Source organism: Campylobacter sp. CFSAN122748 (assembly GCF_045277125.1).
Classification (GTDB): domain Bacteria; phylum Campylobacterota; class Campylobacteria; order Campylobacterales; family Campylobacteraceae; genus Campylobacter_D; species Campylobacter_D jejuni.
The window spans coordinates 1,008,959-1,033,046 of the sequence record NZ_CP116953.1; the positions used below are offsets into that span (position 1 = coordinate 1,008,959).

The 24,088-nt window shown below is 31.7% G+C and carries 22 protein-coding genes; 2 read left to right on the forward strand and 20 right to left on the reverse strand.

The annotated features are described in order from the left end of the window. Positions 1–3 precede the first annotated feature (3 nt). The 20 genes from OT390_RS05340 to ileS all read right to left on the reverse strand — a co-directional run bounded on the left by OT390_RS05340 (position 4) and on the right by ileS (position 22,457). A complete protein-coding gene (locus tag OT390_RS05340) occupies positions 4–855 on the reverse strand; it encodes an ATP-binding protein (RefSeq protein ID WP_002852987.1) in 852 nt (283 codons plus the stop codon). Between the two features lie 62 nt (positions 856–917). Further along, positions 918–1,808 carry an AraC family transcriptional regulator gene (locus OT390_RS05345; protein ID WP_002852985.1) on the reverse strand — a complete coding sequence of 297 codons (891 nt, stop codon included), beginning with the start codon at positions 1,806–1,808 and terminating at the stop codon, positions 918–920. Next, positions 1,805–2,410, reverse strand: a complete 606-nt coding sequence (locus OT390_RS05350; RefSeq protein WP_052798128.1) for a thiamine phosphate synthase — start codon at positions 2,408–2,410, stop codon at positions 1,805–1,807. Before OT390_RS05350 ends, OT390_RS05345 begins: the two co-directional genes overlap by 4 nt. Continuing rightward, the gene (gene thiH, locus OT390_RS05355) at positions 2,400–3,545 is read right to left on the reverse strand and encodes a 2-iminoacetate synthase ThiH (protein WP_406611462.1); all 1,146 of its coding nucleotides are present in this window, start codon (positions 3,543–3,545) and stop codon (positions 2,400–2,402) included. Before thiH ends, OT390_RS05350 begins: the two co-directional genes overlap by 11 nt. 2 nt (positions 3,546–3,547) lie before the next feature. Further along, positions 3,548–4,324, reverse strand: coding sequence for a thiazole synthase (locus OT390_RS05360; protein ID WP_002854009.1), 777 nt, complete (start codon positions 4,322–4,324; stop codon positions 3,548–3,550). A gap of 2 nt (positions 4,325–4,326) precedes the next feature. Then, on the reverse strand, positions 4,327–5,130 hold the full coding sequence (gene thiF, locus OT390_RS05365) for a thiamine biosynthesis protein ThiF (RefSeq protein WP_002853687.1): 804 nt from the start codon (positions 5,128–5,130) through the stop codon (positions 4,327–4,329). Beyond that, positions 5,127–5,318, reverse strand: coding sequence for a sulfur carrier protein ThiS (gene thiS, locus OT390_RS05370; protein ID WP_002853007.1), 192 nt, complete (start codon positions 5,316–5,318; stop codon positions 5,127–5,129). Before thiS ends, thiF begins: the two co-directional genes overlap by 4 nt. A 9-nt stretch (positions 5,319–5,327) precedes the next feature. Continuing rightward, the gene (gene dapE, locus OT390_RS05375) at positions 5,328–6,425 is read right to left on the reverse strand and encodes a succinyl-diaminopimelate desuccinylase (RefSeq protein ID WP_002855857.1); all 1,098 of its coding nucleotides are present in this window, start codon (positions 6,423–6,425) and stop codon (positions 5,328–5,330) included. Between the two features lie 3 nt (positions 6,426–6,428). After that, positions 6,429–7,028: a LysE family translocator gene (locus OT390_RS05380; RefSeq protein ID WP_032585128.1), complete on the reverse strand. Its 600-nt coding sequence runs from the start codon at positions 7,026–7,028 to the stop codon at positions 6,429–6,431. Further along, positions 7,021–7,722, reverse strand: a complete 702-nt coding sequence (locus OT390_RS05385; RefSeq protein ID WP_061099808.1) for an NAD-dependent deacetylase — start codon at positions 7,720–7,722, stop codon at positions 7,021–7,023. Before OT390_RS05385 ends, OT390_RS05380 begins: the two co-directional genes overlap by 8 nt. A 42-nt stretch (positions 7,723–7,764) precedes the next feature. Next, the gene (locus OT390_RS05390) at positions 7,765–11,859 is read right to left on the reverse strand and encodes an N-6 DNA methylase (RefSeq protein ID WP_406611463.1); all 4,095 of its coding nucleotides are present in this window, start codon (positions 11,857–11,859) and stop codon (positions 7,765–7,767) included. Positions 11,860–11,867: 8 nt separating this feature from the next. Then, positions 11,868–14,078, reverse strand: a complete 2,211-nt coding sequence (locus OT390_RS05395; RefSeq protein WP_079346730.1) for an endonuclease MutS2 — start codon at positions 14,076–14,078, stop codon at positions 11,868–11,870. Further along, positions 14,068–14,418, reverse strand: coding sequence for a hypothetical protein (locus OT390_RS05400; protein WP_002783335.1), 351 nt, complete (start codon positions 14,416–14,418; stop codon positions 14,068–14,070). Before OT390_RS05400 ends, OT390_RS05395 begins: the two co-directional genes overlap by 11 nt. After that, on the reverse strand, positions 14,411–15,709 hold the full coding sequence (gene murC / locus OT390_RS05405; RefSeq protein ID WP_074471041.1) for a UDP-N-acetylmuramate--L-alanine ligase: 1,299 nt from the start codon (positions 15,707–15,709) through the stop codon (positions 14,411–14,413). Before murC ends, OT390_RS05400 begins: the two co-directional genes overlap by 8 nt. 120 nt (positions 15,710–15,829) lie before the next feature. Further along, complete coding sequence (locus OT390_RS05410; RefSeq protein ID WP_002888304.1) at positions 15,830–16,612, reverse strand: carbon-nitrogen hydrolase family protein; 783 nt, start codon at positions 16,610–16,612, stop codon at positions 15,830–15,832. Continuing rightward, positions 16,605–16,778, reverse strand: coding sequence for an exodeoxyribonuclease VII small subunit (gene xseB, locus OT390_RS05415; protein ID WP_002853034.1), 174 nt, complete (start codon positions 16,776–16,778; stop codon positions 16,605–16,607). The genes OT390_RS05410 and xseB overlap by 8 nt, the downstream gene beginning before the upstream one ends. Next, positions 16,775–18,232: an IMP dehydrogenase gene (gene guaB, locus OT390_RS05420; RefSeq protein WP_002868644.1), complete on the reverse strand. Its 1,458-nt coding sequence runs from the start codon at positions 18,230–18,232 to the stop codon at positions 16,775–16,777. The genes xseB and guaB overlap by 4 nt, the downstream gene beginning before the upstream one ends. A 9-nt stretch (positions 18,233–18,241) precedes the next feature. Further along, positions 18,242–19,603, reverse strand: coding sequence for an Asp-tRNA(Asn)/Glu-tRNA(Gln) amidotransferase subunit GatA (gatA, locus tag OT390_RS05425; protein ID WP_032586326.1), 1,362 nt, complete (start codon positions 19,601–19,603; stop codon positions 18,242–18,244). Further along, positions 19,600–19,710 (reverse strand): hypothetical protein, encoded by a 111-nt coding sequence (locus OT390_RS05430; RefSeq protein WP_002860186.1) that lies wholly within the window; start codon positions 19,708–19,710, stop codon positions 19,600–19,602. Before OT390_RS05430 ends, gatA begins: the two co-directional genes overlap by 4 nt. After that, the gene (gene ileS / locus OT390_RS05435) at positions 19,704–22,457 is read right to left on the reverse strand and encodes an isoleucine--tRNA ligase (RefSeq protein ID WP_002853031.1); all 2,754 of its coding nucleotides are present in this window, start codon (positions 22,455–22,457) and stop codon (positions 19,704–19,706) included. Before ileS ends, OT390_RS05430 begins: the two co-directional genes overlap by 7 nt. 98 nt (positions 22,458–22,555) lie before the next feature. Here ileS and OT390_RS05440 point away from each other — a divergent pair, with 98 nt between their 5' ends. Both OT390_RS05440 and OT390_RS05445 read left to right on the forward strand, forming a co-directional pair. Next, positions 22,556–23,644, forward strand: coding sequence for a CinA family protein (locus OT390_RS05440; RefSeq protein WP_002852915.1), 1,089 nt, complete (start codon positions 22,556–22,558; stop codon positions 23,642–23,644). 11 nt (positions 23,645–23,655) lie between these two features. Continuing rightward, positions 23,656–24,081 carry an N-acetyltransferase gene (locus OT390_RS05445; protein WP_002859154.1) on the forward strand — a complete coding sequence of 142 codons (426 nt, stop codon included), beginning with the start codon at positions 23,656–23,658 and terminating at the stop codon, positions 24,079–24,081. Positions 24,082–24,088 lie beyond the last annotated feature (7 nt).

Below are 24,088 nucleotides of genomic sequence, written 5' to 3' on the forward strand. Positions count from 1 at the left end.
GCCTTATTTGTTAAGTTCTACTTTGAATATTTTACCTTCTGCCATCTTAGGAATCCATAAAATATTACCTTCAATAAATATATCTGCAGGACCTTTCATCAAAGGAAGTTCAAGTTTTACAGATTTAACATTATCTAAATTATAAATATATCCATTTAGATTATTTCCCCAAGAACTTACCAATAAACCATCTTTATAAGGAACTATTCCATCATAAGATTCTTTTTCATTTTTAATTATACTGAGTTCTTTTGTATTTAAATCATAAGCCATTACAACACCGCCACTTACACCATCAGGATGATAACCAGTTATAAAAAGCTTATGTTTTTTTCTATCTAGATATAACCCATTTGGACCGCCAAATTTTGCTAAATCAAGTTTTAATAATTCATCATATTGCTTAGTTTTTAAATCAACCTTTAAAATAAGCCCTGTGCCAGTATCGCTAACCAAAAGCGTATTGTCGTCTAATTTTTCTATGTCATTTAAAAAGATTGCACCTTTAATAGGTAAATTAAAAATTTCTTTTTTAGTTTTAAGATCAAAACCGCGTAAAACATCGATATCTACCACATAAAGAGTTTTTCCAATCTCCATCATGCCTTTTGGTGCATTAAGATGGGTTAAAAATTTATATTCTAGCACTTTGCCATTTTTATCAAGCTTAGAAATAAATCCATCATTATCTTTCGCCAAAGGTTCAAGTTTTTCTCCTACATTAGATACATAAACATAGTTTTTATCTACAAAAATACTTTCAGGGCTTTTAAAACCATCAAATTCTTGATATTTTAATTCACTTGCACCAAGCAAACTTCCAAGAAGCGCTAAACTTAAAACATATTTTTTCATATTTTCTCCTTTATTTAAAAATATTTTCATTGAATTATATTTATTTAGATAAAAAAAATGTGCTAGTTTTTTGATAAAAAATACAAGTTTTTTGTTTTTTGATATTGCTTAGGAGTTTGCTCATATTTCTCTTTAAATCTTTCAATAAACCAAGCTACCGAAGAAAAAGCGCACTCATTAGCTATTTCATTGATATTTTTTTTAGAAAATTTAAGTAAAATCTTTGCTTTTTGCAACCTTTTTTCATCTAACCATTTTTTAGGACTTTGTCCAAAACATTTCTTAAATTCTTTAGAAAAAGTTGCTAAATCTAATTTCGCAAAATTAGACATTTCATTTACGCTTAAAAATTCTCTACCACAATACTCAAAAAGTTGGGAAAGATCAAGGCGAAATTCTTTTAAAATTCCTGATAAAAAACTAATAAAATAAATATTCTTATTTAAAAGCAAATGTAAAAAAATCTCTTCAAATTTCAAACTCACTATAGGATCTAAAATTTGCGTATTTTCTTCAAAATGCGGTGAAAAACTTTCCAAAATTCCTTGCAAAATCTTATCATTTTTTACCCAAAAAATTTCATAGTTTTGAAACTTTTGATCTAGTTTAAAAAAATCTTTATACTTATAAATAAGCTCAATTAAAAATGCATTGTCAAAAAAAAATAAATAAGCTTCATAAACTCCTTTACTAAGTCCTACATTGCTTAAAGTATAGCTCCCAGCTTTTAAAAACAAAGTTTCATAAGAGTTAATCTTATAATCTTTTGATGCAGTGTGTAAAATTTTATATCCTTTGCGAACAAAAGTTAAAAGATGACTTCCTACATTAACAAAAGTAGAATGCGAAGTATCCGTTTGTGTATATTTAGCAAAAGTGCAAGATTTAATTTTTTTATAATTGACACCTTTTAATTGCTTTAAATCTTCTGGTAAAGAAAGAATTTTATTCATCGTAAATTTTGCCTACATTCTAAAAGACACTTTTTAAGATCTTTTTCTTTCATTAAAATTTCACGCATGCAAACACCTACTACATTTATATCTTTAAAATTTTCTATATTTTGAGCATTGATACCGCCTATAGCATAAAGTGGAATTTGACTAAATTCAAGCAAGGATTTTAAAAAATCAATCCCTTTAGGTTCTAAACCCATCTTGCAAGAACTTTCAAAAATATGCCCTACAAAAGCATAATTTACCTTATAGCTCATCGCCTCTAAAAGCTCTTCTTTGCTATGGACTGAAGTACCAAGTATATGAAAATATTTTGTTAATTTAGGTTCTTTTCTTAGCAAAGAAAGCGGTGCGTGAAAATAACGATGTCCCAATTTTAAACACTCCCTATCAAAAAAATGCAAAAAACAAGTCACTTTTTGCTTTGCGCAAATGCTTAAAACTTCTTTTGCTAAGTCATAATACTCAAATTCGCTTAAATCTTTTTCTCTTAAAACTATAGCATCTACCTTAGCCTTAGCAAGTTTTTCAATCTGCTTTAAAAAGTCTATCTCTACACATTTTCTATCGCTTATGGCGATGATTTTTTTACCCCACATAGATACTATCGCTCATCACAGCTTGCAAATTTGATCTTTTAAGCATAGCTAAAATTTCATCTACGCTTCTATCATCTGAAATTTCAAACTGCTCATCGCCATTTTTCTCACCCTTATGCTCACCTATACCCACACTCACTCCTGCACTCATTTTAGTAGCACCAAGCTTGATAACCTCATCTCTAAAACCTATTCTTTCACGACTTGAAATGGTAATGCCCGCAAAAGGCAAAAAGAGTCTATAAGCACAAAGTACTTGCAAAAGGCGTTTTTCACTTACATCTTTAGGATGGATTTTGGCATTATTGATAATAGGTCTTAAACGCGGCACTGAAATAGAAATTTCAGCATGCGAATAAGCTTGTTGTAAAAAATGTGCATGAAGCGCCGTAGCAAGAGCGTCTTTTCTAAAATCATCTATACCCAAAAGTGCCGCAAAAGCCACTCCACGCATACCCGCTTTTAAAGCTCTTTCTTGAGCATTAAAGCGATAAGGAAAAATGCGTTTTTCACCAGCTAAATGAATTTTAGAATATTTTAGAGGATTGTAAGTTTCTTGAAAAACAGTCACATAATCACAACCCTTTTCATGCAAAATTTTATATTCATCTTCATTCATAGGATAAATTTCAACGCCCACAACCTTAAAATACTCTCTAGCTATTTTACAAGCATTTGCTATATATTCTACACTTGCAAACTCCCTGCCCTCGCCTGTTAGCATTAAAATTTCTTCTAAACCACTTTTAGCAATGGCTTGCATTTCTTCGTGAATTTCAGCTTCATTTAGCTTAGCTCTTGCGATTTTATTACCTTTTTGAAAACCACAATAAACACATTTAGAATTACAATAATTTGACAAATAAAGTGGGGTAAAAAGAGAGATAGAATTTCCAAAATATTTTTGCTTGACTTTAGCGGATTTAAAGGCTAATTCTTCTATGAAATCTTCTGCTGCACTTGAAAGCAAGGCTTTTAAATGCTCTATGCTTAAATGTGTTTGATTTAAAGCATTTTTAACATCTTTAGCGCTAAATTGACTCTCATCATAGCTTTGAACTTGACTTAAAACCTTATTTAAAATTTCGCTTTTTATTTCCTGCATGTGAGGTAAATGCTGCATATAATCTTGCATAATCAATCCCTTAAAAAGCCTGTTAATGGAGAACTTGCTTTAGCTTCACTCACACTTGCCACACCTGCTAAAAAAGCCGCTCTTCCCGCATTTACTGCCAAAGAAAAAGCTCTAGCCATCAAGGCTATATCTTTAGCTTCAGCTATGGCTGTATTTACCATCACTGCACTTACTCCCATTTGCATAGCTTCACAAGCTTGTGAAGGACTTCCAATACCCGCATCTACAATGATAGGCAAATCAATTTCATTAAGCAAAATTTGTATAAATTCCTTAGCACATAAACCTTTATTACTCCCAATAGGCGCTGCTAAAGGCATGATAGCCGCAGCTCCAGCATCACGCATAGCTCTAGCTGCGTAAAGATCAGCATGCATGTAAGGTAGGGGCGTAAAACCCTCTTTAGCTAAAAGCTCACAAGCTTTAATCGTTTCATAATTATCAGGCAGCAAATACCTACTATCGCTTATCACTTCTATTTTGATAAGTTCTCCACAACCAAGCTCTCTTGAAAGCCTTGCAATGCGTAAGGCTTCATCGGCGTTTCTTGCGCCTGAAGTGTTGGGTAAAAGTGTGATATTTTTAGGGATATAATCAAGTATATTAGCAATTTCCCCTGTATTTGCACGGCGTAAGGCTAGAGTGATAATCTGTGCTTTAGCTTCTTCTATAGCTGATTTTATAAGCTCTAGCGAATATTTTCCAGAACCTAAAATAAATCTTGAATCAAACTCGTATTTGCCTATTTTTAATTTATCGTTTTTTAAATTTTCTTGCATTTTTACTCCTTATTTGCTAAAAGCTCTAAAACAAGGTTACTTTGATGTCCTGCGCAAATATTTACCCTTGGCGCCATAAGTCCATTTCCCACCTTAGCACCATTTACCAAATCCCCGCACACATAGAAATTTTTAGCAATTTTTCTTGTTTGTATGCTGTTGCTATCACCATAGCCCGCAAGCCCTGAAGCGCAGATTAAAATACCATCTTTGTAAAATCTATGAAAATTTTGCGCTATCATTGCTTTTGCGATAGCACTATCAAAGGCTTCACAAACTATATCTATATCTTTAAACAAAGACTCTAAATTATCCTCATCGATTTTTAAAGTACAAATTTCAACGCTGATATAAGGATTAATTTCGCTAATTTGCTCTTTTAAAGCTTCGGTTTTAAACTTGCCCAAATCACTTACACGGTAAGCTTGACGATTTAAATTACTAGGCTCAATCACATCAAAATCAATCAACTTTAAATACCCCACTCCACTTCTTGCCAAATTTATCGCTATATGTGATCCAAGTCCGCCTAAACCACACACCGCCACGCGCCCATTTTTAAGTTTATCGTGAAGCTTTGGTGTATGTCTTGCTCTCATCATAGCATCTAGTGCGTCTTTTGGAGGTAAAGTATTTTTTTCTATACAAAAAAGCTCATCATTTTCATTTAAAGCGATATTCTCTTTTGTTGCAAAACCATTGATAATCCATACATCATTTTCATTTTTGCTGATATTTTCAAAAAATTCCAAACTTGTTTTAAAGTCTGTATCAAGTTCTTTGCCATTGAATTTTACTCTCATCATCCACCTCCTACAAAACTTACGATTTCAGCTTTATCGTTTTCTTTTAAAATCAAATTTTCAAATTCACTCTTAGGTATAATCTCTCCATTTAATTCCAAGGCGATAAGTTCTATTTTCAAGCCTTTTTCTTTGATAAAATCCATAAATTTAAGCTCTTTTAACTCAAGCTTTTGTCCATTGATAATCATCCTAAACCTTTAAAAATTTTCTATCAAGTCTTTAAAAACAAGACAAAGTTTTTCAAATTCTTCTATACTTACCCTTTCATCAATAGCGTGAATTCTATCATTACAAACCCCAAATTCTACTACCTTTACACCGTATTTTGCAAAATACCTTGCATCACTTGTACCGCCTTTGGTATTAAGCTCTGGCACTTCATGAGTGATTTTTTGAACGCTTTCATTCATTTTTTGAACGATTTTATTGTCGATATTTGTCAAAAAAGCTTCGCTTGATTGTTTTAACTCTAACTCATAGTTTAAACCATGACAAATTTTTTCTACATAACTTTTTACATCTTCTAAGCTTGTATCAGGGGAATTGCGTACATTAAACATAAGTTTTAAATCATTTGGCGTTACATTACATACCCCCATACCTCCACGAATATCAGTTATAACGATTTTTGAAGGACTAAATTCAGCACTTCCAGGATCAAGATCAAAACCCGCTAAAAGCTTTAAAACCGGTGCAAAATCATGCACAGGATTGATACATTTTTCAGGATAAGCAACATGCCCTTGTTTTCCACGGATTAAAAGTTTTCCATTGATAGAACCACGACGCCCTATTTTAATACTATCGCCGATTTTTTTAACACAGGTTGGCTCTGCAACCACAGCATAATCAGGTAGCATATCTCTTTCTTGCATCCATTCTAAAACAGCCTTAGTTCCATATATAGCTTCGCCTTCTTCATCACTTGTTAAAATAAGACTCAGTCTTGCTCCTTTAAAATCCGCATTCTTTACCGCATCTACAAAGGCTGCTACTCCGCTTTTCATATCTTGAGCACCCCTTGCATAGATAAAGCCTTCTTTTTCCACAGGCGCAAAAGCATTATTACTCCAACCCTCGCCTGCAGGCACCACATCTACATGCCCACCAAAAGCTAAATGCTCGCCTTCATCTTTAAATTTTTTAGTGAGTAAAAGGTTTTTAATGCCTTCTTTTTCTATAAAAAAAGCTTCAAAATCACTCAGTTCCATAGCGATGAAATTTAAAGCTCCATCATCATTTGGCGTAACAGATTTAAATTTTAAAAGTTCGATTAAAAATTCTTTTGCATTCATTTTTTATCCTATAAAAGTTTTATATAATAAATTAAGAGCAAAATACTCTATAATTATAGCTGAAATTATATTGATTATAAAAACAACTTTTGCACTAAAAACATGACTATATCTTGCCACCACAAAGGCTAAAGCACTTACCCAAAAAAGTATAGCCACAACAAGCCCTAAAGTCATCAAATAAGCATGATCACTACTTAAAACCACACTTGCAGCGCTAAGCCAAAATCCTATCACAAAAGGATTTGAACCATTTAAAAAAGCTCCCTTAATATAACTTTTCAAAAGACTTTCTTTAAATTCTTTATGCTCTAAATTTAAGCTTTCTTTCTTTTTTCTTAGCATCAAATACGCCATATAAGTTAAAAAACAAAAACCAAAAATCGCCAAAGAACGCATAAAAATGACATTGTCTAAAAAATTTAAAAGCCCAAATTGAAGCAAAAAAAGATAAAGCATATCTATGCTAAATGCTCCAAGTCCTACAGCTATGGAATTTTTAAAAGCTTTTAGCGCATAAGTTAAAATCAAAATATTTACAGGCCCAAAAGGCACACTCACTCCAAAACCCAAAAAAACTCCACTTAAAAAAGAATCAAACATTACCATCTTTCATAAAATTTTCTATATCAAGTGCGATTTTATCAATAGCGCTTATAATATCTTCAGTGTAGATTTTATCAAAATACCGCTCTAAATTCGCATCTTTTTCGTAGATATTTAAAATACTTTTTTCGCACATTGAAGCATAACGCCCTACAGGCAAAACCGCCCCACTTGTGCCTACGCTGATAAAAAGCGAAGTTTGATTTAGCAAAGAATAAAGCGTAGCATAAGCAGGGGCTTGCTCTTCAAACATGACTATATTGTGTCTTAAATCCTTACTTTTGCATTTTGGACATTGTTTGTCTATGATTTTTTCATAGCCTATATTAAAAATTCCTTCACATTTTAGGCAACGAAGTTCGGGCAAAAAGCCATGCAAATGTACTACATCTTTACACCCTGCACGCTCTAGCAAATCATCTACATTTTGCGTGATGACAAAAAGGTTTTTACCCCATTTTTCTTTTAACTGTGCGATTTTTTCATGAGCATGATTTGGCTTTACATTTTGAAGTTGCGCTCTTCTTGCATCGTAAAAATCAAGTACTTTTTTAGGATTTTTTCTAAAACCTGTTGCAGAGCAAACCTCCATCACATCGTATTCCTCCCAAAGTCCATCATTATCTCTAAAAGTTTTAAGCCCGCTTGGAACAGACAAACCCGCTCCGCTTAATATCATAATGTTTTTCATCGCTAAACCTTATAAAATTTACAAAGTTTAGCGAAAAATGCTTTAAGAAAATAAATATTTTTGTAAGATTTTTTCTTTTTCTTTTTCTAACAATTCTAATTTAAGATTAAGAAAATCAATTTGTTGTTCCACTAATTCAATGTTTTGAACAATTTTTTCTTGAATTTCTAGCGGTGGGAGTGGGATTGTAAGATTTTCATAAAAACTTATAGGAACTCTTTTGTGTCCACTTGCTCCAGTCATAGCAAGAGCTGCTTTTTCTCTTATATTTTGTTGATTTAGATTATAGAATAAGAAACTGCTATCAAGCCCTGTTTTTGCTCTAAAAATATGAAATTCTGTGCTACCAAAACCTATGTTATTTGTTAGATTTTTTGCGATAGCACATTTACCATTTTCCATGCAAGGAGTAATTTTTGCAATCAAAATATCATTTTCTATAAAATATGTGTAGCCTTTTCTTACTTCGTTTAATGACCTATCTATCTTACTTTGAATATAACCCTTATCTGAAACACTAGCCATTTCTATAAATGAGACAAGTATATTTTCATCAAGTTTTGATATTTCTTTTTTACTAGGATTAAGTTCCATATATTGTTCATTCTTTAAAGAAATTCTCTTCCAGCCATCTTTTGGTGGAGTTGAGAGAGTTTGTAAAAGCTCTTGTATGGTTTTAGAAAAGTTTTTAAAAGCATTAAAATCTTCCTTTCTTTCCTTGCTTTGAGTTTCTTCAACTAATACTTCAGAATGACTAATTTGTTCTTCAATTAGCGAAAGCAAAAGATTAAAGTCAAGTTTAGATTCTAATTTTTGCAAATTTTCTAAAATAGAATTTAGCTCATACCCCCCCCCATCATCTATAATACCGCATTTTTGAAGTATTGCCTTGATTAAATTTTGATACTCTTCTACACTCATTCTTATTGTGTTATACTGCTCTTCTACCTTTTCACATTCTGCCACGATTTGCTTTTGAATCTCAAAGTCTGCATTTGGTATTAAAATAGATTCTAAATTTGTTTTATTGATTCCGCCTTGAGCCGAACCTGTAATTTTAGATTTTAAAGCTTGTTGTCCACTATAAGAATGTAATATATAAAATAAATATTTTTGTTTTGCTATATTATCACAACGCAATAAAAAAATATGCTCATTAATCATTGCAGATTTCCTAATAAATTCATTACGCACCATTGCAATTTTTCCAGTTAATGCACCATCTTTACATATTAAAATATCAAATTGTTTTACAATTCCTTTATCTTGCAACGCAAAACTTTCATAAAATTCTATTGGTACATACTTAGGATTATCTAATTTGATATACCCACTTTTATTGTCTATATGTTCTCCACCAAGACTCAGTGCACCGTTTTCATATTTGCCGACACCACCACTAGGACGCTTTGCGGTTTGAATATCTAATACAAAATCTTTAAGTCTTACTAACTCAAATTTAGAATTTATAAAAGGATTAGACATCTCACTTTGCGTTGAATTGCTAGGATTTAAACTTATAGCTTTATTAAATTCCACTTTTTCAAAATCCATCATATCAACAAGCCTTGCTTTTGTAGCATAAATCTGCAATTCTTGCGGGATAACATCAAGCGTATTTAAAAAAGATTTGTAGATTAAAGTATTAAGCTTAGTCTCATTTTGTGGATTGCCTCTTTCAAAAAGTGGGCTCAAATAAGGCTCGTGCAATTCTTTTAAACCTTCATCACCTTTTCTATTACTCCACTCATAACCTAAAAATTTCTTTTGTTCTTTTATATCACTTGGGGATTTTATGATTAAAACTTCTTGATTAAGACTTAGACTAAAATAAAGCAATTTATCCTTTTCTATTGCCTGAGCATAAGCTAAAAAGGCTTTATCTTCTAAATCTTGCTTATCTTTACTTTCTTTATAAATTTTAGATTCTTTAAGTCTTTTATAATCGCTTGTTTGCCTAAATGCATTGCAATAATCTTTAAAGGCTTCTAGCTCTGCAAGTTTAGAATCTAAGTTTCCATTTAAAAAATTGCTATAAAGCTCTTTATCAAATTTTCTAAAATCACAATACGCACTTAGATAATTTTGATAAAAGTTTTCACTGTCTTTTAAATTTTCAGCTTCTATGCGTTCTTTAATCAAACTATAATCTTGAGAAATAAGATGATTTTCTTGTTTAAAAGTTTCTTTTTTGCGTAAAAATAAAATAATCGTATTTGTCCCTGTTGCTCCAAATGTTTGATTACCTAGCTCTACAATGGCAATAAAATCAAAATTTTGAAATAATATTTCTCTTGTATTTTTATAAATAGAATCTTTATTTAAAATAGAACTTGGTAAGATAATGGCAGCTTTAGCATTATCATTTAAAATTTGATTTGCTCGCTCACAAAAAAAGCATTCAATAGAATTATTTGTTTCTATGTTTATATCATCGTTAAAAAGTTTATAGGTATTTTTAGATTTATCACTTAAAGTTTCTAAAAATCCTTTTACAGAATAAGGCGGATTTGCTATAAGCAAATCAAAACTATTTGATTCTATTTGTGGTTTTGCTTTTTCTCCTTCTAAATTATTTGTATTTGCTAATTCAAAAGAAGCAAGTGCATCAGCGTATAAAATATTGATTTCATTTTGCCCATACATTGCACTTGATACCTTAGAAACCTTACTTAAGCGATACTCTTTTTCAATACCATAAATATTTTTATAATGCTCTTTAAGCTCATCTTCTGTTAGATAACGCTTAAGCTCATTGGCATAGGTGTTTAAAAAATGTCCAGCACCACAAGCATAATCAATCACCCTTAAAGCTTTAGAGTTTTTGCTTAACATTTCGTGAAGCGGTAAAGAATACATAATAAATTCACAAATTTGAATAGGAGTAAAAAACTGACCTTCATCTTGCTTCATACCTTTTTGCAAAAAAAGTTCAAAAAGATTGCCTAAAAATTGATTTGTAGAGTTTTGGGTAAGCTTGTAATTTGCAAAAAGCTCTACTATTTCTTTTAATACAAGTGCATTTTTTAAGAATAATTCTTTATTATGCACTTCTAAAAATGCAAAATCATTATTTGAATAAAATTTTAATTCTTTGATGTAATTTTGCATTACTTCTTTTAAAGTTTTTATCTTTAATTGCTTAAAGTCTTTTTCTATATCTTCATTAGATACAAAGGTAATTTTCTCTCCTAAGAATTCTTTCATAGCTTCTTTATAAAGCCACATTAATCTATCTTGCATATTTGCATAAGTATCTGCCATTACACCAAAATATCCAAATTTGAGATTGTTTTTATTAAAAGTTTCATCATAAATTTTGCAAAGAAAAATATTTACAAGTTTATCAAAGGCATTTTCCTTGCCTGATATATTATGCTTGCGTAAAATTTTTGCAAATTCGTGATATTTGCCTTCTTCTTTAAGTTCTTTAAGATTATCAAAAGTTGGAGTAATTTCTAAAATTTTATAGGCATTGACATTTGCTTCAAAAATACCTTGTTTAAAATATTGCAGTTCATAACTTTCTTTCCAAGTTTTAAAAAGTTCTATATTGTTATTAGATTTTTTATAAGAATTTTGCAATTCCTTTTCTTTTAGATATTCTTCGTTATCGTAAGCTTGTATGATGTAATTTTTATATTCTAACTTATCGCTAAAATCACTTGTATAAAGACAAAGATATTTTACACCTTTTTCTTGCTGAAAATAAGAAAAAAGCTGTCCGCCATCTTCTTGCATTCTATTCCATTCTTTTATAAATTCACTATTTTTAGAATCTGTGGTTTTACATTCTATAATCAAATAAGGATTGTTTTCATTATCCTTTACTAAAATATCAGCCTTACCACCTTTTTTATCCCTGCCAAGATTCCATTTTGGCTCTAACTCTAAATGTTCAGCCTTATAACCTTTTTCTAAAAGTCTATGCACACATTCAAAAACTACAAAATTTTCAGGGTGTGAAAAATTAGAAGTAGTTTTATCGTGAATTTTTATTTCTTTTGGATAATTAATACTTTGGTTTTTATAATCTATTAAAAAAGTGTAATTATTGATTGTTTTTACATAATTTTCATTTTTATTTTTAAAGCCTAAGTTTTCTAAAACTTGTTTTAAATTATCTTTTGCAATCATTTATTTCCTTATAATTTTACCACCTTAGCACCAAAACCACCTTGATTGATCGGTGCGTCATTAAAGCCCTTGACACTTTTATGAGTTTTCAAAAACTCTCTTACAGCAAAGGCAAGCTTTCCTGTTCCTATACCATGGTAAACTAAAACTTCATCAAAGCCTGCAAGCAAAGCATCTGAAATAAATTTATCAAGCCTTGAAATAGCTTCATCACTCCTAAGCCCGTGCAAATCCAAGCTAACGCTAAGATTAGTCGGTTTTGCCACACTAATGCTTGTTTTTGGACTTATTTTAGGTGTAGGAGTGCTTTTTTTAAGCAGTTTTAAAGGCACACGAAGTTTGATCCCATCACTTTCAACCATAGCATCGTTTTTAGAAATGCTTATGATTTTACCCTTAATTTTTTCATATTTTACAAAATCCCCCACACGCAATTCTTCGTTTTGCTCCATACTTGGCAAGATGATTTCTTTTTTAAGTTCATTGGCTTTATTAAGACTTCTTTGCTTGTCTTTTATATCTTTAAGCTGTATGGTTTTTTTAGCTTCTTCTATGGCTTTGTGAAATTTAAATTCTAAATTTCTCAAACTCGTACGAAATTCTTGTTCATTTTTTTCTTTTTGCTCTTTTAAGGAAAGTAAAATTTCATCGACTTTTTGCTCTTTTTTCTCGACATTTTCAAGCTTAGCTTTTAGTTCTAATTCAAGATTGATATTTTTACCCACAAGCTCTTCTAAATTTTCTTTATCCTCGCCATAAAGCTTTTTAGCCTCGCTAACTAAATTCGGCGGAATCTGATAACGCAAAGCGGTTTCAAAGGCATAAGATTTTCCTATGGTGCCTTTTAAAAACTCGTATTTTGGGCGTGAAAGCTCTTCATCATATAAGGCAGCGATGAGTTCAACTTGCTCATTTTTTGCTAAAAGCATGGCAAGGCGTTTGTGGTGTGTAGTAATGATGATTTTAAGATTATTAGTTATGAGTTTTGAAATCAACACACTATACAAACAAGCCGCTTCTTCAAAATCTGTTCCAAGCTCTATTTCATCGATACCTAAAAGCAAATTTTTCTTAGAAAAAAGCCTGGAAAAGTGCAACATTCTTCCTGCAAAAGTTGAAATGTCGTTTTTAACATTTTGCGGATCTTCTATGATGGCATCAAATTCTTTAAAAGTACCGATTTTACTTTCACTTGCTTTTATATGCATAGGCAAAAGATGTTTAGCTAAAAATGCTGCGCTTAGCATGGATTTTAAAAGCATGGATTTTCCGCCTGCATTTACCCCTGTGATGATTAAAACTTGTTTTTTAAATTCCAAACTCACGCTTTTTGGATTTTTTAAGGCAGGATGGGCGAAATTTTTAAGCACTAAATCCGTACTTTGATCGCACAAAATAAATTCAAAATCCCTTTTTTTAGCAAGCAAAACCCTAGCGCTATAATGATCAAAAAGATCAAAGGCTGTATTGATAAATTTTAAAAAAGGTAGATTTTTTGCTAAAAAAGCTGAGAAATTTTTAGCGTATTCATAATAAATTTCTTCTTTTTGATTTTTGATTTTTTCTATATCATTTTGCAAATTTTCAACACTTAAAGGCACGATATAAAAGCCACCGCCACTACTTCTACCTATGATTTTTGCTTTAATAGCGTGATTAAACCCGCCTCTTACAAGCAAGGCTTCAAGATTGTTTATAAGATGGATTTGTGTATCGATAAGATAAGGCATTAAAGCTTTTGTATAGCAAAATTTCTTAAACTCAGCTATTATGCTTTCATTTTTTAATCTTAGAGCGGCATTAAGATTTACAAGTCTTTCATCTAAACTTTCTTTTAACTCCCCTTTTTCATCGAAATTCAAACAAAGCTCCAAAGCCCCGCTAACAAATTCTATCTTTTGTAGCCAAGAGTCTAAATTTGTTCCTAGCTTTATTTTTTTTAACTTTTCAAAATAACGAAAAATTTTTACAAATTCAAAAATTTCATCTAAATGCAAAATTCCTTGCTTACTTAAATGAACCAAGGCTTTATCAAGATTGCTAAGCTCTGGTATAGTAGGAAATTCCACCTCGCAAAGCTCATGTATACGTTTAAAATGAAGATTAGAATCTCCTTGCAAAAAAATCTCCTTATCTCTTGCAAAAAGGGCTTTAAACTCTTCTAAATAGCTGTTTAAATCAAGCTTTGAGATCAATTCTTCTTTTGTATCATTCATCATTTAACCTACAATCTTTAATATCTATGATTAAAGAATTAAAACTTTGATTATTATCCTTTGAAATAAAACTTCCTGTACCAAATTCATAATTAAAATACGCCTTAGAAACATTGATATCTTTACATAAAATATTTTTATTTTGATTAAAAGCTACGATAATATCTGTTCTTAAATGACTTTTTTGCGTGTTTTCAAATTCAAAAAATACCGCTAAAACAATAAAAATCACAAGTAAAATACCAAAAAAAGGTTTAGTTTTTTTGCCTAATTTTTCACGCAAAGCAAAAGTGATTAAGGCTAAAATTAAAATAATTAAAAAATATAAAAAAAACCTACTCATCTTTTTGCCTTAATTTATTACTAATATCTCCTGCACCAAAACCTATAATAAGCCCTTCTTCAAAAACTTGCCCCTTAGAAGCTACTAAAAATCTACCCTCTCTTTTGATATCTTCTACAAATAAAGCCTTAGGAAAAACCGCTTTTAAATCAAGTTCTATAGGCTCTTCTCCTGCAGCATAAACAGGTAAAATTACAAGCTCATCAATACTCTCAAAAGCCCTTGCAAATTCCTTTAAATTTGCAGCCAAACGCGTGTAGCGGTGGGGTTCAAAAATGGCTGTAATTTTTTTATATCCGCCTAATTTTGCGTATTCTTGTGCTGCGCTTAAAGTCGCTTTTATTTCGGTAGGATGATGACCATAATCATCGATTAAAACCAAATTTTCATCAGCATATAAAATATCAAAACGCTTTTTAATACCTTGATAATTTTTAAGCCTAGTTCTTATCGTTTCTATATCTAAGAAATTTAAAGCCGCCAAAATCGCCAAAGACGCATCAAGGGCTAAATGATATCCCATGCCAAAAACCTTAAATTCACCTAAATCTTTCAACTCAAAGCTTGTAAAAGGTTTGAAATTTTCTATACGCATGGTGCAGTTTTTGATATCTTTGCTCGGATAAAGCTTGGTTGACTCATTTTTATAATTTTTCAAAAACTCATCTTCAGCATTAATCACGCGAATTTTAGCCGTATCTAAAAACTCCGCATAAGCATGATGGAGTTTTGAAACTTCATTACCATAATGATCTAAATGCTCTGCTTCTGCATTAGTAACTATAGCCAAATAAGGATTTGAATTTAAAAAAGAACTATCGCTCTCATCAGCTTCAAAAACAAGGTTTTGGCTTTCTTTATAAATCATATTTGAACCAAATTCTTTTAAAATCGCTCCGATGATCACAGAAGCATCATCAAGCAAAGAAGCCAAAATACTTGAAGTTGTGCTTTTTCCATGTGCTCCTGCAACTGCAAAAACGCGCTTATCTTCTAAGATAAGAGGTAAGGCCTCCTTGCGTGAAAGGCATTTAATGCCTAATTCTTTAGCGTGTTTAAATTCAGGATTTTCTTCTTTGATAGCAGTAGAATAAATAACTAAATCTTTGTTTAAAATATTGTCTTTATGATGAGGGATACTGACCTTAACCCCTTCTTTTTCTAGTTCTTTAGTGATTTTACTCTCTTTAAGATCACTTCCGCTAATTTTAAAACCTTTTTCTTTTAAAAATCTTGCTAAAGCGGAAATTCCTATACCGCCTATGCCGATAAAATGGATATTTTGCATCATTTAAACCTTTATACCTTAAAGGCTAAATTTTAGCACTTTTTTACTAAAAAGAAAATATAAACCTTAGCTTCTATCAGCTCTAGATAACTTTTATAAACTTATAAATCTATAAGTATAAATTTAATTTTTAAATTCTTTTATTATCTTATCAAAACCCCAAAGTTTTCTTGCTTCATCACTTTTTTTAGGCTCTATAATAAGCATTTCTTCTTCAGAACCCAATTTACTTTCTATCTCACCAAAAGCATTAATAAACAAAGTATCGCCGTAAAAATTCCACTCATCTTTTGTTTTGCCTATGCGATTTACTCTTAAAATGCTTGTAGAATTTAAAAAAGCTCTTGTTTTTAAAAGTTCTTCCCATCTTTGTTTGCTTTCAAAGGTACAAGCACTAGGAACGATAACCAAATCAATTTTTTTCGCCATAATCTGTTGCCAAAAAATATCAAAATGTGTCTCAAAACCAAAAAGCAAAGCACATTTTAATTTTTCATAATTAAAAGTAAAAATTTTTAATTCTGATGGAGTTTTGTTGCTGAAAAATTTTTCTTCATTCCAATGTTCATAAGGCATTAAAATTTGCTGTTCATAACTTTTCACACCATTTGGAGTAACTTTTAAGCAAAGTTTTTTATAACTTTTAGCTTCAACGCTTACATAAGGAGCGATGATTTCTAATTCGTATTTTTTAGCAAGTTTAATCAAGCTTTCTTTTTTAGCTTCGCTTTGTTCTTTTATCATATTTTTTGGCATATGCAAAAGTTCTGTAAAAAAACTGTTGATCACATATTCTCCCAAAACTACTAAATTTACTCCATTGTCTTTTGAAGCTTTAAGATAATAATCAAGCCTTGATTCACTTAAAGCTAAAGTTGGAAACTGTAAAGCTGCTATTTTACTCATCGATTTGCTCCACTTCTAATTTTGCTTTTTCAAGCTCAAGTCTTGCTTTTTTGATACTCTCTAAACCTTCTTTATAAATTTTTACACTTTCATCTAAGGCAAGCTCTTGATTATTTAATTTTTCCAAAGATTCATTAGCGTGTTTTAAATTTTCTTCAAAACTCATTGATGATTAACCTTGTAGTTTGGTGCTTCATGAGTGATAGTAACATCATGCACGTGACTTTCTTTAAGTCCTGCAGTGGTAATTTCAACAAATTCGGCTCTTTTTTGAAAATCTTCTATATCTTTAGCCCCAACATAACCCATAGAAGAACGCAAACCTCCTAAAAGTTGGTGCACCACACTTCTTATACTTCCCACATAAGGAACACGCCCTTCTATACCTTCAGGAACGAGTTTATCTTGAGCGGTACCTTGCTGAAAATATCTATCCGAACTTCCCTTTTGCATAGCCCCAAGCGAGCCCATACCACGATAAGACTTATATTGTCTTCCTTGATAAGTAAAAAGCTCTCCTGGACTCTCATCTGTTCCAGCTAAAAGCGATCCTATCATAACAGAACTCGCACCTACGGCTAAAGCTTTTGCAATATCACCTGAATATTTAATCCCGCCATCAGCTATCACAGGAATGCCAAATTTATTTGCTTCTTCCACGCACTCATCAATGGCCGAAATTTGAGGCACACCCACACCTGAAACAATACGTGTGGTACAAATACTTCCTGGCCCAATACCTACTTTAACCGCATCTACTCCTGCTTCACAAAGTGCTTTTGCTGCAGCTGCAGTGGCGATATTTCCTGCGATAAGATCTAAATTTGGATATTTAGCTTTAATCGCTTTTACTGTATCAATAATACCCTTAGAATGTCCATGCGCAGAATCAAGCACAACAACATCAACGCCCGCTTCAACTAAAGCATCCACACGATCCATTTGTCCTACTCCTATAGCCGCACCCACACGTAATCTTCCAAAATTATCTTTATTGGCATCAGGATATTCTTTGCGTTTTTTAAGATCTTTTATAGTGATAAGTCCTTCCAAGCGTCCTTGTTCATCCACTATAGGAAGTTTTTCTACTTTGTTGGTACTGAAAATTTTTTCCGCATCATCTAAAGTACAACCCTTTGGAGCAGTGATTAAAGGCATTTTAGTCATAACATTTTCAACCAAATTTGAAAAATCACTCTCAAATCTTAAATCACGATTGGTGAGTATGCCTATTAGTTTCTTATCTTCATCTACTACAGGAACACCTGAAATTCTATACTCTGCCATAATTTCTAAAGCTTCCGCAACACTTGCCTTAGGACTTACAAAAATAGGATCGATAATCACCCCGCTTTCGCTTTTTTTCACTCTTTTTACTTCTCTAACCTGTGAGGTTATATCCATGTTTTTATGAATCACTCCAAGCCCTCCAAGTCTTGCCATCATAATAGCAGCCCTGTGTTCAGTAACTGTATCCATAGCCGCAGAGATTAAAGGCATATTTAAAGTGATATTTTTTGTCAGTTTAGTATGAATTTTTACTTCCTTAGGTAGAACTTCAGAATACCCAGGACGCAATAATACATCTTCAAAAGTTAAAGCTCTTTTTACAATTTTCATCTTTCATCCTTAATTTTTAATCATTTGTTCTAAACTTAAAGCCCCGTCTAACAAGGTTTGTTCATCATAAGCTTTGCAAATCAGTTGTGCTGATATATTAAGCCCTTCTTTATCTTTTGCAACAGGCACACTAATGCCTCCAAGCCCTGCTAAATTTACAGAGATAGTATAAACATCTTCTAAATAAGTTTGTATAGGGCTTTTTTGAGTATCAAATTTAAAAGCCGTTGTAGGCGTTACAGGCATAAAAATAAGATCACAATCTTGTAAAATTTCTTCATATTTTGCCTTGATAAAAGCTCTAGCTTTTTGTGCTTTAATATAATACGCATCATAATATCCACTGCTTAAAACAAAAGTTCCTAACAAAATTCTTCTTTTTACTTCTTCGCCAAAACCTTCGCTGCGTGTATTTACATACATTTCTTTTAAATTTTGGATATTTTCGGAACGCTTACCATAACGCACCCCATCATAACGACTTAAATTTGCACTTGCTTCAGCTGTTGCGATGATATAATACGCTGCAATATCAAACTTAGAATCAAGTAAATTTTTATATACAATCTCATGTCCATTAGCTTTTAACATATCTATGGTTTTTAAAAGTGCGTTTTTTACTTCACTATCTGCATCATTGACATAATTTTCAATCACTGCGATTTTTAATTTTTTATTTGCATTTAAATTTGGAGCGGTTTTGATAAACTCGATATTTGCACTTGTGCTATCCATTTTGTCATATCCTGCGATCGCATCATATAAAATTGCCGCATCTTCTACATTTTGCGTTAAAACCCCGATTTGATCCAAACTTGAAGAATAAGAAACCAAACCATAGCGACTCACTCTTCCATAACTCGGTTTAAATCCTACACAACCACAAAAAGCTGCGGGTTGACGTACAGATCCTCCTGTATCAGAACCCAAACTTGCCAAAGCCAAGCCACCCGCTACCGCAGCAGCACTTCCACCACTTGAACCACCTGGCACACGCTCAAAATTTAAAGGATTTAAAGTTTTGCCATAATAAGAACTCGCTGTTGAACTTCCCATAGCAAATTCATCCATATTACAACGCCCAAAAGGAGAAAAACCATTAGCTTTTAAATTAACAATCGCACTTGCATCATAAGGAGCGATATAACCTTGTAAAATCTTACTCGCACTAGTAAGCTCCCAGCCCTTTACACTGATATTATCTTTTATAGCTACAGGCACACCTTCACCTGAAACACTTAAGTCTTTATCTAAAAATTGTTCGATATAAGCACCTAATTTTTTTTCTTTTTTTGCTTTTTCATTGAGTTCTTTTTTTAAATTTTCAAGTTCTTCTTTGGAGTATTTTAAAGCTTCTTTTAAAGTTATCATTTATTTTCCTTTGTTTTTTTGATCAAAAATACCGCTAAAGCACTAAAAGCCAAAACCACCGCTACAGTTGTGATGATAATGCTATTTGGAATAGGATTTTCTAGCATTGAATCCCTTTTAAAACTTCTTCACATCTTAAACAAGGTGTTTCTTCATCTTTACTTTGAAGTTTCCAACATCTTGGGCATTTACAAAGTGAAGCTTTGGTGATTTTAAATTTCTCATTCTCTACTTCAAATTCAGCCAAAATTTCTTCATTTTCATTGCTGATTTGACTTACCATAAACCAATCGGCTAATTCCTCATTTGGGAATTTATTAAAACTGATGTTTAAATTTAATTCCAAAGTAGATTTAATGATTTTATCTTTTTTAAGTATATCAATCTGTTCAAAAAATTTCTCTCTAGCACTCATTAAAAATGTATCATCTATACCAAAATCATAATCAAAATCCTGAGTTAAACTTAGATCAAATACATCTTTTGCATCGCCTTTGATTAAAACATTAGCATGTTCTAAAGCCTCATCTACACTATAGCTTAAATTTGGAGCAAGTAAATTTAAAAGCTCTTTTGCTATCAAAGCCATAGCCACTTGAGCAGATTTTCTTCTTTGAGCATTTTCGCTATCACAATAAAGTCTATCTTTACTGATATCAAGATAAATCCCACTTAAATCCGCACTTAAGAAATTTAAAAGCAAACTAAAACCTTTAGCAAATTCATAAGCAAAAAATGCCTCTTTACTTGCTTTAAAAACTTTAGTTGCACGGCTTAATATCCATTTATCAATAAAGCTAAATTCTTTAACTTCTAAATCTTTTAAATCATTGGTATTGGCAAGTAAAAATCTTATAGTGTTTCTTATTTTGCGATATTGTTCACCCACTTGTTTTAAGATATTGTCTGAAATTTTTAAATCACTTGAATAATCACTTAAAAGTATCCAAAGTCTTAAAATTTCAACTCCATAGGTTTTTGCTACATATTCAGGAGCAATCACATTGCCTTTAGATTTAGACATTTTTTGCCCTTTTTCATCGGTAGTAAAACCATGAGTTAAAATGCTTTCATAAGGTGTGCTTTCATTGATCGCTGTACCTACAAGCAAAGAGCTTTGAAACCAACCACGATGTTGATCGCTTCCTTCTAAATACATACTTGCTCTTTTTTCTCCTGCGTCATAAAGTCCGCTATTTAAAACCGCATTAAAAGTACTTCCACTATCAAACCAAACATCTAAAATATCATATACTTTTTCTAAATTTTCAGCGTTGTATTTTGAATTTGTAGGAATTAAATCTTTGATTTCAAACTCCCACCACGCATCAGCGCCGTGTTTTTCAAAAATAGCCGCTACAAAGTCAAAAAGTTCATCATCAAAAATCACTTCTTTAGTGTTTTTATCTCTAAAAAAGGCTATAGGCGTTCCCCAGTCCCTTTGTCTTGAAATACACCAATCTGGGCGATTTTCCACCATAGAACCTATTCTTTTTACCCCACTTTGCGGATAAAAGGTTGTTTTTAAAAGTTGTTCTTTTGCACACTCTCTTAAAGTTTTTCCTTGAAGTTTTGGTTCATCCATTAAAATAAACCATTGTTTAGTAGCTCTATAAATCACAGGCTTATGCGTTCTCCAACAAAATGGATAAGAGTGTATAAATTTAGAAGAATGTAAAAGTTTTTCGCCTAAAAGTTCTAAAATTTTTTCATTGGCCTTAAAAATATGAAGACCTATAAACTCTTCAAGCAAATGAGAAGGCAAAAGCCTTTTAGCTCTTAAAGTTTCATCATAACATCCACTATCATCAACAGGCATTAAAACCTCAATGCCATATTTCAAACAAGCATAATAATCATCTTCGCCATGTCCTGGTGCAGTATGCACAAGTCCACTTCCACCATCCATCAATACATGCTCGCCCATAATTAAAACAGATTTTCTTCCATTTAAAGGATTGATAGCTTCAAGTTTTTCAAATTCTTTTGCGTTTAGTTCTTTTTGAATTTCTCCACTTGTAAGTCCTTTTTCTACCATACTTTTAAGTAAAGCACTTGCAAAAATCAAACCCTCTTTGGTGATCACATAATTTTCATTAGGATTTAAAGCTATAGCTTGATTAGCCACCAAAGTCCAAGGCGTAGTTGTCCATATCACTGCGCTTGCTTTTGAAACGCCTAATTTTTCGCAAGCTTTTACATCTAAATCAAAAGCCACAAAGATAGAATAATCTTCTTTATCTTGATACTCTACTTCAGCTTCCGCTAAAGCTGACTTTGCCGCCCAACTCCAAAAAACAGGTTTAGAACGCTCACAAAGTAAGCCTTTTTTAGCAATCTCGCATAAAGTTCTATAAATCGCTGCTTCAAACTCAAATTTCATAGTCAAATAAGGCTTATCCCAATCCGCAATAATGCCTAAATTTTTAAATTCTTCTCTTTGGATATCTACAAATTCACTCGCATGTTGTCTGCAAAACTCACGAATTTCTTTCTTGCTTAAGCTTTTTTTCTTTTCTCCAAGCTTTACTTCTACTTGTTGTTCTATAGGTAAACCATGACAATCCCACCCTGGAGTAAAACGCACACTCTCACCTTTAAAATAATGCGTTTTGATAATAGTTTCTTTTAAAATTTTATTTAAAGCATGTCCTATATGGATATGTCCGTTAGCATAAGGGGGGCCATCGTGTAAGGTAAAACTTTTTTTCGCATTTTTGCGATTTTCTTTCATTTTTTCATAAGCATAATTTTGCTCAAACCATTTTTTAAATCTTTGCGGTTCAAGTTCCGCTAAATTCGCCCGCATAGCAAAACTAGTACTGGGCAAAAGTAGAGTTTCTTTGTAGTCCATTTTTTCCACCTAATTTTTAATAATCTTAAATTCTACTCAAATTAGCTTTAATTTCTACTTTGTTTTTAGCTATAATTATAAGAAAAAAAGGAAAATTTATGAAACATTTGCTTTATCTTATAGGAGATGAGCTTACTATAAACGAAAAATTCAAAAATTATATTTATAGAACTTATGAAGAAAAATTTAAAGAAATTAACGAAATTCGCATACAAAATAAAACCGATAAAGATTTACCCTTTTTGCTTGAAAATCTCTTAAATCAGTATGATTTTATCACTTTATTTACAAGCCCTTTGCATTATGCGACTGTTGCTAAAATTTTAGCAACTTTAAATGATGATAATCTTATCTTAAAAGATGATACCTTGGTTCCAGATAAAGCAGAATTTAGTAAAAATAGCTTTGTGTGTAATTTTTCAAATTCAAAAATCAATGTCGTTAAAATAAATCCAAGCGAAAAATTACCCAATCTTCTTGGGCATATAAAATTAAATTTTGCATATTTTTGCATTTTTGGCATGGATGATGAAAGCGCTATATTACTACTGCAAACCCTAACAAAATCTTATGAGATAAGTATAAAATCAACCAAGCTTTTAGATAATCTTGTGCTTATTAAGGCCACTTGCGCTAATTTTGGAAAACTTGATGGTTTTTTAAATAGCGTAAAAAATCTTTTTGGACAAAAGGTGTTTTTAGGTAAAGATCCTATACATTTTATAAGCTCTAAACTTTTAGAAAAAAAATTAAAAATTTCTTTTGCTGAAAGTTGCACAGGTGGACTTTGTGCAAGTACCTTAACCAAAATTTCAGGTGTAAGTGAAATTTTTGAAGGTTCTATTGTAAGTTATTCCAACCGCATCAAACACGAATGGCTTGGAATTAGCGAAAGCGTCTTAGAAAATAATGGCGAATACAGTGAACGTTGTGTTTATTTTATGCTAAAAGGTATTTTTAAAACAGCTAATCCTGATTTTGCCTTAGCTATTAGCGGAGTAGTTGGCGAAAAAGATGAGGGAAAAATAAAATCAGGCACTATTTATATAGGTGCAATGTTTAGAGATGGAACTTTTATCCAAGAAACGCTTTATTTAGATGGAGATCGTGAATTTATGCAAGAACAAGCTGTTTTGGCAACTTTTTGCTTACTTTTAAAATTAAAACCTGAAATTTTTGAAATTTAAGGGATTTAAAAATGAAAGAAATTAAGCTAAAAGAAGACTTGGAAAAAATTTATCCCTTGATAAAACAATTAAGAAATAACCTATCTTTGAAAGATTTTTTAGACAAAATCCAACTTGCTACACAAACTCAACATTATAAACTTTTTGCCTATGAAAATGAGGGAAGCTACAAAGCAGCTTGTGGAGTCATGCCCTTTAATGTACTTTATCATAATCATTGTCTTTATATTTGTGATTTTGTCGTAGATGAAACTTTAAGAGGAAAGGGTATAGGTCAAGCTTTTTTGAAAAAAATCCAAATTTGGGCAAAAGATCGAGGATATGAAGAATTAGAACTAAGTTCAAGTTTTTTTAGAACACAAGCTCATGAATTTTATATCCAAAAAATGGGTTTTGAAAAATCCGGTTTTGTTTTTAAGAAAAATATCAAACTATAATATTTTT